General features: G+C 62.3%; 12 protein-coding genes. 11 read left to right on the top strand and 1 reads right to left on the bottom strand.

The features are described 5' to 3' along the window. Positions 1-202: 202 nt before the first annotated feature. The 10 genes from FHX14_RS15925 to FHX14_RS15880 all read left to right on the top strand — a co-directional run bounded on the left by FHX14_RS15925 (position 203) and on the right by FHX14_RS15880 (position 13258). Complete coding sequence (locus FHX14_RS15925; protein ID WP_179612144.1) at positions 203-1186, top strand: arabinose ABC transporter substrate-binding protein; 984 nt, start codon at positions 203-205, stop codon at positions 1184-1186. A 65-nt stretch (positions 1187-1251) separates the two neighbouring features. Then, positions 1252-2757, top strand: coding sequence for an L-arabinose ABC transporter ATP-binding protein AraG (gene araG, locus FHX14_RS15920; RefSeq protein ID WP_184377740.1), 1506 nt, complete (start codon positions 1252-1254; stop codon positions 2755-2757). Between the two features lie 17 nt (positions 2758-2774). Then, complete coding sequence (gene araH / locus FHX14_RS15915; RefSeq protein ID WP_012559047.1) at positions 2775-3725, top strand: L-arabinose ABC transporter permease AraH; 951 nt, start codon at positions 2775-2777, stop codon at positions 3723-3725. After that, a complete protein-coding gene (locus tag FHX14_RS15910; RefSeq protein WP_184377739.1) occupies positions 3722-4612 on the top strand; it encodes an aldose 1-epimerase in 891 nt (296 codons plus the stop codon). The genes araH and FHX14_RS15910 overlap by 4 nt, the downstream gene beginning before the upstream one ends. After that, positions 4612-5391 (top strand): SDR family oxidoreductase, encoded by a 780-nt coding sequence (locus tag FHX14_RS15905; protein ID WP_012559045.1) that lies wholly within the window; start codon positions 4612-4614, stop codon positions 5389-5391. The genes FHX14_RS15910 and FHX14_RS15905 overlap by 1 nt, the downstream gene beginning before the upstream one ends. Before the next feature lie 151 nt (positions 5392-5542). Further along, a complete protein-coding gene (locus FHX14_RS15900) occupies positions 5543-5974 on the top strand; it encodes an OsmC family protein (protein ID WP_012559044.1) in 432 nt (143 codons plus the stop codon). A gap of 205 nt (positions 5975-6179) precedes the next feature. Beyond that, the gene (locus FHX14_RS15895) at positions 6180-6788 is read left to right on the top strand and encodes a TetR family transcriptional regulator (RefSeq protein WP_003590122.1); all 609 of its coding nucleotides are present in this window, start codon (positions 6180-6182) and stop codon (positions 6786-6788) included. Positions 6789-6838: 50 nt separating this feature from the next. Further along, positions 6839-7978 (top strand): efflux RND transporter periplasmic adaptor subunit, encoded by a 1140-nt coding sequence (locus tag FHX14_RS15890; RefSeq protein WP_184377738.1) that lies wholly within the window; start codon positions 6839-6841, stop codon positions 7976-7978. A 25-nt stretch (positions 7979-8003) separates the two neighbouring features. After that, entirely contained in the window at positions 8004-11150 is a 3147-nt protein-coding gene (locus tag FHX14_RS15885; RefSeq protein ID WP_184377737.1) for an efflux RND transporter permease subunit, read from the top strand. Between the two features lie 197 nt (positions 11151-11347). Continuing rightward, on the top strand, positions 11348-13258 hold the full coding sequence (locus FHX14_RS15880; RefSeq protein WP_184377736.1) for a family 20 glycosylhydrolase: 1911 nt from the start codon (positions 11348-11350) through the stop codon (positions 13256-13258). Here FHX14_RS15880 and FHX14_RS15875 read toward each other — a convergent pair. Continuing rightward, on the bottom strand, positions 13248-14171 hold the full coding sequence (locus FHX14_RS15875) for an ROK family protein (protein WP_184377735.1): 924 nt from the start codon (positions 14169-14171) through the stop codon (positions 13248-13250). The two genes, FHX14_RS15880 and FHX14_RS15875, sit on opposite strands and share 11 nt — an antisense overlap. A gap of 294 nt (positions 14172-14465) precedes the next feature. On the opposite strand from FHX14_RS15875, the gene FHX14_RS15870 reads away from it, so the two are divergent. Next, complete coding sequence (locus tag FHX14_RS15870; protein ID WP_179612313.1) at positions 14466-15044, top strand: exopolysaccharide biosynthesis protein; 579 nt, start codon at positions 14466-14468, stop codon at positions 15042-15044. The last annotated feature ends 75 nt before the right edge of the window (positions 15045-15119 follow it).

Genomic DNA, 15119 nt, shown 5'->3' with positions numbered 1-15119 from the left:
CCGCTCTATCTCTGGCGCCAGGTAATCGAACCTCATTATCCGAATTCGATCGGCTTTGCGACGCTTCCTCCAGCACCTCGTCGATTATCGTATTATTGCAATCATCATACATTGGCAATTGACTGGTATGATGATTTATCTTAATTCATAGGCGCTGCCTGGGAGGCGGCTGCATGATTTTTTAGAATTTCGGGAGAGAGACATGCGCTTGTTCAAAGCAGCCATCCTGGCTGGCACCTTCGCCATTCTGGCAGCCGGCTCGGCATTTTCCGCAGACGTGAAGATCGGGTTTATCGTCAAGCAGCCTGAGGAGCCGTGGTTCCAGGACGAATGGAAATTCGCTGACCAGGCCGCCAAGGAAAAAGGCTTCACCGTCGTCAAGATCGGCGCCGAAGACGGCGAAAAGGTTCAGTCGGCGATCGACAATCTCGGCGCCCAGGGTGCGCAGGGCTTCATCATCTGCACGCCCGACGTCAAGCTCGGCCCTGGCATCGTTGCCAAGGCGGAAGCCAACCAGCTGAAACTGATGACCGTCGACGACCGCCTCGTCAGCGCCGACGGCAAGCCGCTGGAAGAGGTGCCGCACATGGGTATTTCGGCCACCAAGATCGGCGAGACTGTCGGCCAGGCCATCGTCGACGAAATCAAGAAGCGCGGCTGGGACATGAAGAATGTCGGTGCGATCCGTGTGTCCTACGATCAGCTGCCGACGGCCGTCGACCGCGTCGAGGGCGCCATCTCGGTGCTGAAGTCCGCCGGTTTTCCGGCCGAGAACATTTATGACGCGCCGCAGGCGAAGACCGATACCGAAGCGGCGCTGAATGCGGCGACCACCGTTCTCAACAAACATGCCGACGTCAAATACTGGGTCGCCTTCGGCCTCAACGACGAAGCCGTCCTCGGCGCCGTCCGCGCTTCGGAATCTGTGGGTATTCCGGCAGCCAATGTCATCGGCGTCGGCATCGGCGGCGCGGAATCGGCGATTAACGAATTCAAGAAGCCGGCAGCGACGGGCTTCTTCGGCACGGTCATCATCTCGCCGAAGCGTCATGGCTATGAGACGGCGCTCAACATGTACGACTGGATCGCCAACGACAAGGCGCCGGAAAAGCTGACGCTGACCTCCGGCTCGCTGGCGCTGCGCGGCGATTACGATAAGGTCCGCAAGGATCTCGGCATCGAGTAAACCTTCCACGATGATATAGACGGCGGCCGCTCAGCGTGCCGCCGGATCCCCTCGGCGGAGCGGTGATGGCTTTCCTCGAATTCAACAATATCTCCAAGGGTTATCCCGGCGTGCAGGCGCTGGCGGATGTTTCCTTCTCAGTCGAGAAGGGCGCCGTGCACGGCCTGATGGGCGAGAACGGCGCGGGCAAATCGACGCTGATCCGCGTGCTATCAGGTGATCAGGCCGCCGATACCGGCCGCATCCTGATCGGGGCGGAGGAGCAGAAATACGGATCCGTGCGCGACGCCTTTCATGCCGGTATCGTCGTCATCCATCAGGAATTGCAGCTCGTTCCGGAGCTGACGGTGGCCGAAAATCTCTGGCTTGGGCGTTTTCCGGCCAAGGGCGGCATCATCCAGTCGAACAGGCTGATCGAAACGGTGCGGGCGAAGCTCAACGAGATCGGCATCGACGTCGATCCGGCGGCCAAGGTCGCCACGCTTTCGATCGGCGCGCGGCAGATGGTCGAGATCGCCAAGGCCGTCATGCTCGACGCACGGGTGATCGCGCTTGATGAGCCGACCTCCTCGCTCTCCTCGCGCGAGAGCGAGATCCTGTTTTCCCTGATCGACAGGCTGAAGGCGAAGGGAACGGTCATTCTCTACGTCTCGCATCGTCTCGACGAGATTTTTCGGCTTTGCGACAGCCTAAGCGTGTTGCGCGACGGCAAGCTTGCCGCCCACCATCCCGACATCGCCGAGACGACGCGCGAGCAGATCATCTCGGAAATGGTCGGGCGCGAGATCAGCAATGTCTGGGGATGGCGCGAACGTCCGCTCGGCGATATCAGGCTCGAGGTCAAGGGCCTGTCGGGGCCGAGGCTGCGCAACCCCATCGGTTTCTCCGTCCGCCAGGGCGAGATCCTCGGCTTCTTCGGCCTGATCGGCGCCGGCCGCAGCGAGATGGCGCGGCTGCTCTACGGCGCCGATGTCAGGCATCAGGGTCAGGTCGCGATCGATAGCGTTGTCGTCTTGCCGAACAGTCCGAAGGCGGCGATCAAGGCCGGCATGGTGCTCTGCCCGGAGGACCGCAAATTCGACGGCATCGTCCAGGGCCGGTCGATCGAAGAGAATATCGCGATTTCGTCGCGCCGGCATTTCTCGCCCTTCGGCATTCTGAGCCCGAAAAAAGAGGCGGCGCTGGCCGATCGGTTCATCGCCCGGCTTCGGGTGCGAACCCCGTCGCGCAAGCAGGACATCATCAATCTCTCCGGCGGCAACCAGCAGAAGGTCATTCTCGGCCGCTGGCTTTCCGAGCAGGGCATCAAGGTCTTGGTCATAGACGAACCGACGCGCGGCATCGACGTCGGGGCGAAATCGGAAATCTACGAGATCCTTTATGAACTTGCGGCCGGCGGCATGGCGATCGTGGTGATATCGAGCGAATTGCCCGAGGTCATGGGCATCTGCGATCGCATCATGGTGATGTGCCAGGGCAGGGTGGCGGCCAATGTCGCCCGTCAGGATTTCGACGAGCGCGCCATCCTCACCGCTGCGCTCCCCGCTAAGAATGCCGCAGGCAGCATTTAGCACCAGGAATACGGATAATGAATTCGTTGAAAAAAATCCTTCTCGGCGAACAGGGGTTGGTGGTGATCTTCGCCGCTGCCTTCGTGATCGTCTCGCTCTTCGTGCCGAATTTCCTGACCGAGCGAAACATGCTGGGGCTGCTGCAGTCGGTGGTCACCATCGGTATCGTCGCCTGCACGATGATGTTCTGCCTGGCGTCGCGCGATTTCGATCTTTCGGTCGGGTCGATCGTCGCCTTCTCCGGCATGATCGCCGTGATGGTCTCGAACGCCACGGGCTCCATCCCTCTCGGTTTGCTCGCCGCCCTGCTGTGCGGCGCCGTCGTCGGCTTCGTCAACGGCATCGTCATCGCCCGGTTCCGCATCAACGCGCTGATCACGACGCTTGCGACCATGCAGATCGTGCGCGGGCTGGCGCTGATCGCCTCGGATGGCCGTGCCGTCGGCATCAACGATCCGGCCTTTTATCAGCTGGCCCTGTCGCGCTTTCTGACAGTGCCGACGCCGATCTGGATCATGCTGATGCTCTTCGTCCTTTTCGGTTTCGTGCTCAACCGCACCGTCTTCGGCAAGAACACGCTGGCGATCGGCGGCAATCCCGAAGCCTCGCGGCTTGCCGGCGTCAATGTCGTCAACATGCGCATCTGGATCTTTGCACTGCAGGGGCTCGTCTGCGGCATTGCCGGCATCCTGCTTGCCTCGCGCATCACCTCCGGCCAGCCGAATGCGGCGACGGGACTTGAGCTGTCGGTGATTTCGGCCTGCGTTCTCGGCGGCGTTTCGCTGGCCGGCGGCAGGGCGGCGATGAGCGGCGTCATCGTCGGCGTGCTGATCATGGGCATTGCCGAAAACGTTATGAATCTCTTGAATATCCAGGCATTCTATCAGTATGTCGTGCGCGGGCTGATCCTGCTGATTGCCGTGCTGCTCGACAATTTGCGATCTTCGGCTGCGGGACGACGGGGATGAGTGAAGGACAGACCGGACGCGATATCGAACTGAGGCAAGGCGATCTCGCCGTCCGGGTCAGCCCTCGGGGCGCCGCGGTTACCGCCGCGACGTTTCGAGGCATGCCCTTTCTCGTTGCGGCCGGCGGGCCTGACGGAACAATGGCGAATTTTGCGATGGTGCCGTTCGGCAATCGCGTCGAAGGCAACAGCATGTCCTTTGCCGGACGCGATTACGCCTTCCAGCCGAATACCTCAGATCCGCTCTATCGGCACGGCGACGGCTGGCTCGGCCTGTGGCAGCTGGAAGACTCCAGTTCAGAACATGCGCGCTTTACCTTTTCCCGGACCGCCGACAGGGTTTCACCCTATGCCTATCTCACCCGGCAGGAGATCCGGGTCGCCGGCGATGCGCTGATCCTGACGCTCTCCGTCGAAAACCGCGGCGAGGCGGTGCTTCCCTTCGGGCTCGGTCAACACCCTTTCTTCGTACGGACGCCGAAGACGCGTCTGACGATTGCCGCCGATTGTTATTGGAGCGAGCGGCCGGACCATCTCCCTGATCTGCCCGGCCCAGTGCCCGGCTATTTCGATTTCAGATCAGAAAAACTGTTGCCGCAGAGATGGATGAACAATGCCTTCGAGGGCTGGAACGGGCGGGCCGCCATCGCCTGGCCGGAACTTGGCCTTCAGGCGGCACTGGAAGCCGACGGCGCGCTCGATCGCTTCATGCTCTATATGCCGGTCGACCGGAGCGACTTCTTCTGCCTCGAGCCGATGAGCCACCTGCCAAACGGCCACCATTTGCCTGATTTCGGCGGGCTCGCGCCGCTTGCGCCCGGCGAAATTCTTGCCGGCTCGGTGACGATTCTGATGTTGGCGCTGCCGGTTCAATCGGAGGGGAGATGATGGGCGGCCGCCTGGAGGGCAAGCACATCCTGATAACCGGTGCCGCGCAGGGCATCGGTCTTGCGATGGCGAAGGCCTTTATGACTGAGGATGCGGCCGTCTTTCTCGTCGACCGCGACGCCGCACTGCTCGCCAAGTCAACGAAAGAGCTGCAAAGCATCGGTGGACGGCTCGGCTATCTGCCGGCCGATATTACCGATGCCGGAACGATTACGACGTTGGTCGCGCAGGCGAATGAGGAGATCGGGCAGCTGAACGCGCTCGTCAACAATGCCGGCGTCAATGTCTTCGCCGAACCGCTCGAGACGACCGACGAGATGTGGAACCGCTGTTTCGACATCAATCTCAAGGGTGCGTGGAACTGCTGCAAGGCGGTGCTGCCTGGCCTGATCGAACAGGGCGGCGGCGTCATCCTCAACATCGCTTCGACGCACGCTTTCACCATCATCCCGCACACATTTCCCTATCCGCTGGCAAAACATGCGCTGCTGGGGATGACAAAATCCCTGGGGCTCGAATATGCGGCCCGCAACATCCGGGTGAACGCGCTGGCGCCGGGCTATGTTTCGACGCAGAAGGTGATCGACTACTGGAACAGCTTTCCGGATCCGGAGGCTGCCAAAGCCGAGACGATGAGGCTGCATCCCGGCGGGCGCATCGCGACGCCTGAGGAGATCGCCATGGCGGCCGTGTTCATGATCTCCGACGAGTGCCCGTTCATGAACGCCACCTGCCTGACGATCGACGGCGGTCTCAGCGTGCTGCAGCATCCGGCCTGAAAACGCTTCCACTCCGGCTGATTTTTACAGGCCTGTCGTCTTCTCAAGATAGAGCATTATATTGTCCATCGGGAAGGCTCTCAGAACTCCCGAAGGCATGGAGCGGCGCCCTGCCGCTTGCTCGAAAGCACAATCGAAACAGGAGGACGGCATGCAGATCAATCGTACGGCTTCGGCCCATTGGACCGGTGGCCTCAAAGACGGCAAAGGCCTGATCTCGACGCAGAGCGGCGCTCTCAAGGATTATCCCTACGGCTTTGCCAGCCGCTTCGAAGGCATTGCCGGCACCAACCCGGAAGAGCTGATCGGTGCCGCCCATGCCGGTTGCTTCACCATGGCGCTGTCGTTGATCCTCGGGGAAGCCGGTTTTACCGCCGAGCATATGGAAACCTCCGCCAAGGTAACGCTCGAAAGCGTCGAGGGCGGCTTTGCCATCACCGCCATCCATCTTTCGCTCTCCGGCCGGATTCCCGGCGCCGATGAGGCGACCTTCACCGAACTTGCCAACAAGGCAAAGGCCGGCTGCCCGATTTCCAAGGCGCTCGCCGCCGTTCCGATCACGCTCGACGTCAAGCTGGCCTGATTTCCTGCTGCCGCCGACGATGTGCCGCGCGCTTCCGCGCGGCACTTTTCAATTGTGCATTCGCAATTTAACGAACCGCCACTCATTGATGTATTGGTCGGTGAGGTCCATGACTCCGCGCGAGCGGAGTATTGACAAATGATGCCTGATATTTTACGACTGACGAAATTCAAAAATCGTCAGTCGTAATTCGGGCATCGAAACTATGGACGACATCACGGAAAATACGCTGGACGTCACCCGGCAGGAGAATGTCACCCGCATCCTCGATGCGGCCGAGCGGCTGTTCCGCCACTATGGCTACAGCAAAACGACGGTGGCCGACATTGCCCGCGATCTCGGCATGTCGCCGGCCAATATTTATCGTTTCTTCGCCTCGAAGGTGGAGATCCATCAGGCGCTCTGCGGGCGCATGCTCGCCACCGCCTATCAGATCGCCTACGACATCCGCCATCAGCCGATCAGCGCCAGCGAGCGGCTGCGCCGCTATGTCGAGACACAGCATCAGTTGACGCTCGATCTGATGCTCGACGAGATGAAAGTGCATGAGATGATCATCGTCGCGATCGAGCGCGACTGGCATGTCATCGAAAAACATATCGACCGCGTCCACGATCTTATTGCTGAAATCATCGCCGAAGGCATTGCAGCCGGAGAATTCGCCGAGCAGGACCCGGTCGTTGCCTCGCGCTGCTTCGGCGCGGCGACGATCAATCTCTGCCATCCGCAGATGGTGGCGCAATGTCTTGCCAAAACCAACCGCGCGAGCGTCGACGAACTGATCGACTATGTGATCAGGGCGCTGAAGAAATAATGGACGGCAGCCGCCGTTAAGACCCCCGAAACGATCCAGGAGTGCGGAAGATGTTTTCGCTCAAGACCTTTAGCCGTCGCATGCCGTCCGTTGCCCGCCTCGTGTTTGTCGGCGCCATCGGCATCGGCGTTTCCGCCTGCTCGGAAGAGAAGGCCGAGGTCAAGCAAGTCATCCGGCCGGTAAAGGTCGTCGAGATCGCCAAGGCCGGCGATACCCGCAAGCTCGACTATTCCGGCTCGGTCAAGGCGCGCACGGAGATGAACCTCGGATTTCGCGTTGCCGGCAAGATCACCGAGCGCCTCGTCGATATCGGCGACCGGGTGACGCCGGGTGATGTTCTCGCCCGTGTCGACGCCACCGATTACCAGCTGGCGGTCAAGACGGCGGAAGCCAATCTCGCGGCGGCTGAAAGAAGCGTCGAAACCGCCGATCTTGCCAACAAACGCGCCGAGCAGCTTTTCGACAAGAGCGTCGCTCCGAAATCGCAGCTCGAACAGGCTGCCCTCAGCCACGACCAGGCGATTTCGCAGCGCGATGCCGCGCTCTCCGCACTTGACCAGGCGAAGAACCAGGTGAGCTACACCGAGCTCAAAGCCGGCCAGAACGGCATCGTCACATCGATCAATGCCGATACCGGTCAGGTCGTCGGTTCCGGCACCGCCGTCGTCACCGTTGCCGTCGACGGCGAGAAGGAAGTGCAGATCGCGATTCCGGAAAATGACATTGCCGAATTCAAGCCGGGAAAGACCGTCAAGACAAGCTTCTGGGCCGACAAAAAGCTGCTGCTTGACGGCAAGGTGCGCGAGGTTTCCGGCAGCGCCGACCAGCAGTCGCGCACTTTCGCGGTGCGCGTCAGCCTGCCGAACGATCCGCGCGTGCTGCTCGGCATGACGGCGACGATCGAGGCCGATGTCAGCACCGGCAACAGCTATGTCTCGATCCCGCTCAGCGCACTGGCTGAGAAAGAAGGCAAGCAGATGGTCTGGACGGTCGACCGCGATACGGCGACCGTGCATGGCCGCGACATCAAGGTCGCCGATTTCACCGGCGACGGCGTGCATGTGACCGAAGGCCTCGATACCGGCGATCTCGTCGTCGCGGCCGGCACGCAGTTCATGAGCGAAAATCTGAAGGTGAAGGTGCCGGACCAGCAGTCGGCGCTCGCCGATAGCGACCAGGCCGTCCGCTGATCGCGCGACAAAAGGGAATAAAACCATGGACGCCAACACCACCGAAAAGCGGCCCTTCAATCTGTCGCGCTGGGCGATCGGCCATCCGAGCATCGCCCGCTTCCTCTTCGGACTGATCATCATCACCGGCGTGCTCGGTCTGATGCGCATGGGCCAGCGCGAGGATCCCGAATTCACCTTCCGCGTCATGGTCGTTCAGGCGATCTGGCCGGGCGCCTCCATCCAGGAAATGGAAGACCAGGTCGTCAACAAGATCGAGCGCAAGCTGCAGGAAACCCCGCATATCGACTGGGTCAAGTCCTATACCCGGGCGGGCAGCGCAATCATCACCCTGCAGGTCAAGGGCGACACGAATTCGAAGGACGTGGCGGATGCCTTCTACCAGGTGCGCAAGAAGGTCGGCGATATCTCCAACGAGCTGCCGCAGGGCCTGCTTGGCCCCTATTTCAACGACGAGTTCGGCGATACTTTCATCACGCTGCATTCGATCAGCGGTGAGGGCTACTCCTATCCGGAACTGAAAAAATTCGCGATCCAGGCGCGCGATATGCTGCTGACGACACCTGGTGTCGAGAAGGCCGTGATCATCGGCGACCAGCCTGAGAAGATCTATATCGACGTCTCGTCCAAGGCGCTCGCCGAGCGCGGCCTGACCATCCCAGATCTGCAGAACGCCATCAAGGGCCAGAACAATGTCGATCCGGCCGGCTCCGTCGATACCGGCCTGCGCTCGGTGCGCATCTCCGTCGAAGGCGACGTGAAAAAGGCGGAGGATATCCGCGAGCTGCGCCTTCGCGCCGGCGGCCAGGTGACGCGTCTCGGCGATATCGCCACCGTCAGTTCCGGGCTCGAAGATCCCTATCAGCGCAAGTACCGTTTCAACGGCCATGACAGCGTCCAGGTCGGCGTCGTGATGGCCAAGGGCTTCAACGTGACCGACGTCGGCAAGGGCGTCGAGGCGACCTATCAGCGCTTCGAGGAGGCGCTGCCCTACGGCGTCGCCGTCGATCAGATCGCCAACCAGCCCGACGTGGTGACCGATGCGGTCAGCGAATTCATGCATGCACTCGGCGAAGCCCTTGTCATCGTGCTGATCGTCTCGTTCCTGTCGATCGGCTGGCGCTCGGGCCTGGTCATCGCCATCGCCATTCCGCTGGTGCTGGCCGCCACCTTCGCGCTGATGTACGAACTCGGTATCGACCTGCAGCGCATTTCGCTCGGAGCGCTGATCATTGCGCTCGGCCTGCTCGTCGACGATGCGATGATCGTCGTCGAGATGATGGAGCGAAAGCTGGAGGAGGGGCTGGTCAAGATCGAAGCGGCAAGCTTCGCCTATTCCTCGACCGCCTTCCCGATGCTGACGGGCACGCTGATCACCACGGCCGGCTTCATTCCGGTCGGCTTCGCCGCCTCGACGGCCGGCGAATATGTGCGTTCGCTGTTTTATGTCGTCGGCATCGCGCTCGTCACCTCGTGGTTCGTCGCAGTCTATTTCACGCCGTGGCTCGGCTATATGATCCTCAAGCAGCGCCATCACGCCGGCGAGCATCACGACGCCTTCGACACGCGCTTCTATCGGCGTCTGCGCGGCACGGTCGGCTGGGCGGTGCGCCACCGGGTCATCGTGCTGCTCCTGACGCTCGGCACCTTTGCCACCAGCCTCTGGGCCTTCCAGTTCATTCCGCAGAATTTCTTCCCGCAATCCTCGCGGCCGGAAATCCTCGTCGATCTCTGGCTGCCCGAGGGCACCAGCATCAAGGAAGTGGAGGTCCAGGCCAAGGCGCTGGAAGCGAAGATGATGGATGATCCAGATAAGCGGTTCATCGCCACCTATATTGGCGAAGGCGCGCCGCGCTTCTTCCTGCCGCTCGACCAGCAGCTGCGCAATCCGAACTTCGCTCAGCTCCTCGTCATGGCCAACGACGAACCGGCGCGCGAACGGCTAATCGTCAAGCTGCGCACGATTCTTGCGGAAGATTTCCCCGAGATCCGCGGCAAGGTCGACCGGCTCTTCCTCGGCCCGCCCACAGGCTGGCCGGTGCAGATGCGGGTCATGGGACCTGACCGCCAGGAAGTGCGAGCAATCGCCGACCAGGTGAAGGCGCGCTTTCAGGCCAACCCGATGCTCGGCGCCATTCATGACGACTGGCTGGAACAGGTGCCGGCAATGAAGCTGGTGATCGACCAGGACCGCGCGCGGGCGCTTGGCGTCACCTCGCAGCGGGTGCGCCAGATGCTGCAGACCGCCATGTCGGGAGCGGCCCTCGACGATTTCCGTGACGGCGAGGAGACGGTCTCGATCGTCGCCCGCGAGCCGGATGCCAGCCGTTCGCTGCTGTCGGCGGTCAATTCGGTCTATGTGCCGACGGATTTCGGCGGCTTCGTGCCGGTCTCACAGCTTGCCAAGGTTGTGCCGGTTATGGAGCAGGGCATCGAATGGCGGCGCGATCGCCTGCCGACCATCACCGTGCGAGCGACGCTGCCGGATGGTGTGCAGCCGAACGACGTGGTGATGAAAATGTATGCCGACATGAAGGACCTGCGCGACCGCCTGCCGGCCGGCTACAACGTCGAGATCCAGGGCGGCGCCGAGGATGCGGCGGAAAGCCAGATGTCGATCGCCGCCAAGGCGCCGATCATGCTCGCCGTCATCATCGTGCTGCTGATGGTGCAATTGCAGCATTTCGGCAAGGCGATGCTGGTGCTCGCCACCGGGCCGCTCGGCATCATCGGTGCAGCTGCCGCCCTGCTGATCAGCGGCGCGCCCTTCGGCTTCGTCGCGATCCTCGGCGTCATCGCGCTGCTCGGCATCATCATGCGCAACTCGATCATCCTGGTCGATCAGATCGACCAGGATATCAAGGCCGGCATGCACCGGCAGGAGGCGATCGTCGGTGCTGCCGTGCGGCGTTTCCGGCCGATCATGCTGACGGCGCTGACCGCCGTCTTGGCACTGATCCCGATCTCGCGCGGCGTCTTCTGGGGTCCGCTCGCCTACGCAATGATGGGCGGCATCCTGGTTGCGACCGTGCTGACCATTCTGGTTCTGCCCGCCGGCTACGCCCTGTTCTTCGGCCGGGAGCCGAAGGCAAAGGACGAGCCAGGCCGGGATGCCGACGCCATCCAGGAAGAGGCGGATGACAGACATCCGCCGGCGTTGGCAGCAGAGTGAGGACGGCGCGGCGAAAGCCGCGCCGTTTTCCCTCCGGGCGACTGGTCTTCGTCAAAGCGGTGTTGCTGCATTCTCATCGCTGTCCGCCTCGCCTGGATTCGCGCCGATTCCATTGAAGTCCCGAACAGGCTAAGCTGCGAAGGAATGCCGGAAGACCAGCCGTGATCCCGGCCGTTCGTTGACGGGGAGGGCGCGACATGGCCGATTATAGTCTGGAGACAAGCTGGCGCCCGGTCGAAGGCAGTTTCGGGCGCTTGACTTTCACGCTCCACAATCTTTCGGCCGAGCCGCTGTCCGGCTTCTCGCTCTGCTATACGTCGGAGACGCGGGTTGCCGACAAGCATGTCTGCGACGGCGCCAGCCTCAAGCGGCAGGTCGCGCATTTCCATGAGTTCCTGCCGTCCGAGCAGTTGACGGTGCCGCCGGGTGGGCGCTGGCGGTTCACGGTGGAGGGGCTGAGCCGAGAGCCGAAACATGTCACGGCCGGCGTTAAATCGGTCTATCTGACCCTTGCCGACGGCCGTCACCTTCCCGTCGATTTCGGCGATCTGATGCTCGAAGGCCGGGATGGCGGTGTGTCGCCGCCGCTCTTGCCGCCTGGTAAAGCCGATGAACCCTATGCGCTGCTCCCCTGGCCGCTGTCGCTCGGGCTGAAGGCGGGTGACTTGCCGGCCACCATCTATCCGGCCGAGAGGACGCGGCCTGATGCGATCGAGGCCCTCTCCCAGGTTCTTTCACTTTACCAGCGCCTCTACCCAGCCGAAGACGCGCCGTTTTCGCTGAGTGCCGTCGAAGGCGGGCGGCGCATTCGTTTCGTCGCCGAATCGTCGATCGCCGCCTTCGCCTACGAGCTGCGTTTCACCGCGCATGAGATCGTGCTTTCGAGCGCGGATGAAGCGGGGCGGCGCTACGGGCTGATCAGCCTGGCGCAGCTGCTGCATGGCGCCCGCGCTGATGGCGAAAGATTTAAATTCCCCAATTTCGGCACGATCGCCGACCAGCCGCGTTATGACTGGCGCGGCTGCCATCTCGATGTGTCCCGGCAGTTCTATCCGGTCGCCGACGTCCTGCGGCTGATCGATATTCTTGCCTGGAACAAGCTCAATATCTTTCATTGGCACCTGACCGACGACGAAGCCTGGCGGCTGGAGATCAAGGCCTATCCAGCGCTGACGGAGATCGGCGCGCGGCGCGGGCCGGACGAGGTCCTCGTGCCACAGCTCGGCGACGGAGCGGAAACACGCGCCGGCCATTACACGCAGCATGATATCAGGCGGATCGTTGCGCATGCCGCCTCGCTCGGTGTCGAGGTGGTGCCGGAAATCGACATTCCCGGCCACAGCACCGCAACCCTGTTCTCGCTGCCCGAGCTCGTCGACGGGCAGGAAGCGCCGGACAGCTATCGCGCGGTCCAAGGTTATCCCAACAATGCGCTCAATCCTGCGGTCGAATTCACCTACGAATTTCTCGGCAAGGTGTTCGACGAGATCGTGGCGCTGTTTCCGAGCGAGTATCTCCATATCGGCGGCGACGAGGTGGCAGAGGGCGCCTGGCTATCCTCCCCTCTCTGCCAGGCGCTGATGAAGCGGGAGAAGCTTGCCGGCACCGCCGAGCTGCAATCCTATTTCCTGAAACGCATCAAGGCCATGCTGTCGGAGCGCGGCAGGAAGCTCGCCGGCTGGAACGAGGTCTCGCATGGCGGCGGCGTCGACCCCGACGGCACGCTGCTGATGGCCTGGGAAAGGCCCGCCGTCGGCATCGAGCTGGCGCAGCAAGGCTACGACGTGGTGATGACGCCGGGGCAGGCCTATTACCTCGATATGGCGCAGGCCGAAGCCTGGGCGGAGCCCGGCGCCGCATGGGCAGGCTATTCGCCGCCGGAACATAGCTATGCTTACGAGGCCGAGGGTGAGTTGCCGGGGGCGCTGCAGGAGAAGATGCGCGGCATCCAGGCCTGCATCTGGACTGAAAACTTCGTCTCACGCGCTTATTTCAACCGGCTGGTCTTCCCACGTCTTCCAGCCGTCGCCGAGGCCGCATGGACGCCGTCGGACCGGAAGGATTGGGACCGGTTCGCAGCGATCGTGCGGATGTGGCCTATGCTTTAGAACGCAATGCTTCGGCTTTCAGCCCGAGCAGCGCTGCGCCGATCAGGCCTGGTTCGATGCGGCATTGGCTGCGCACCACCACCGGCCGGTCGAATTTGCGCAGGATGCGGGCGCGCACGGCGTGGTCGAGTTCGGCAAGCAATGGCTCGACATTGGACAGGCCGCCGCCGACCGGCACGATGGTCGCGCCGGTGATGTTGATCGTCAGCGCCAGCGGCGAGGCGACGAGATCGACATAGACGTCGATCGTCCGTGTCGCCTTCTCCTCGCCCTGTTGCCATTGCGCGATAATCTCTTCGCTCGAAAGGTTGAGATCATGCAGCGTCTTGTGCAACCGTTCCAGGCCGCGGGCGCCGCCGACGGTGTCGACGCAGCCTTTCTGGCCGCAGCCGCAGGCATAGGCGGGAATGGCGGCAGGCGGATTGCCGGCTGCCGAGGCGATGATCGGCCCGTGACCCCATTCGCCGGCAAAACCGCCGGCCTCATTGACGAGACGGCCATCGGCAATCAGGCCGCCGCCGACGCCGGTGCCGAGGATGGCGCCGAAGACGATGCGGTGGCCGCGACCGGCGCCGAGGCCGGCTTCGGCCATGGCGAAACAGTCGGCGTCATTGGCGATCAGTGCCGGCAGACCGAGTTCGGCTTCGAGGTCGGCTGCCAGCGTGCGGCCATGAATGCAGGGAATGTTGGCGCAGATCAGCCGCTGCGTATCGGGGTCGACGACGCCGGCAATGGACAGCGCAATGCGGCTCGGTTCTTCGCCGGTTTCGGCGATGATGGCGCGCAGGGTGTCGACGAAAGCGGCAAAATCATCCCTAGGCGTCGGGCGCCGGCCGAGGGGGACGATATCCGTCTCGGAACGGGCAATGCCACCCTTGATGGCGGAGCCGCCGATGTCGAATGAGATGATCATTGCCACCCTGCCGTTTCTCTGGTCTGTGCTGTCTGCTCGCACTGTTGGCAGGGAATTACAAGCCTTCATTCCGCCACCCGACGCACGCTTGCGGCGCAAAGCGGAATGATCGAACCAAATCGTCTTTGACAGTTATTCCCGTTCCGCAAGTCATTCAATTGGCATATTGCGCAGCCAAAATCCGAGCCCGCACTTCCATCACTCACTGGTATCATGACCATCGAAAACGCCGATTCCCACAGACGCAGAAGACCCCGTCCACCCCGCCCCAAAGGCCGTCGCCTTTCTTCTATCCTGCGGCAGCTGGCCGCCGACCGGAGCCGGGAGCGGATTTCGATCGGCGACCTGTTCCAGACGATGGGCGACAGGGCAATCAGCGCGCTGATGCTGATCTTCGCGCTGCCGAACGCATTTCCCACACCGCCCGGAACGTCAGCAGTGCTCGGCGCGCCGTTGGTGTTCCTGGCGGTACAGTTGACCTTCGGGCTGAAGCCCTGGCTGCCGAGGGTGATTGCCGACCGTTCGATGAGGCGGGAGGATTTCGAAACCATTGTCGGCCGGATCCACCGCTGGCTCGCCTGGGCGGAGCGGATGCTGAAGCCGAGGCTGGCGATCTTCGCCGAGCCGCCGGCGGAATATCTCGCCGGGGCCGCATGCCTGCTGCTGTCGATCGTGCTGCTGCTGCCGGTGCCGCTCGGCAACATGCTGCCGGCGATCACGATCTCGGTCTTCGCTTTCGGCATATTGGGCCGCGACGGGCTTTTTGCGCTGATCGGCTTCATCATGACGGCCGTATCGCTGGTCGTTGCCGGCGGCGTGATTTACGGCCTGGTGAAGGCGGCGATCTATCTCGTCATGCAATGGTTTGCCTGAGTAAGCGCCGGTTATTTGGCGGAGCTCTTTTCAACAGGCTCGACATTTGCCGGATTTTTGTTTTGATCTGGCGCG

It is taken from the genome of Rhizobium sp. BK619 (assembly GCF_014195245.1).
Taxonomy (GTDB): Bacteria; Pseudomonadota; Alphaproteobacteria; order Rhizobiales; family Rhizobiaceae; genus Rhizobium; species Rhizobium acidisoli.
Note: the sequence above shows the minus strand (reverse complement) of the source record. Positions and strands in the feature narration are given on the sequence as shown.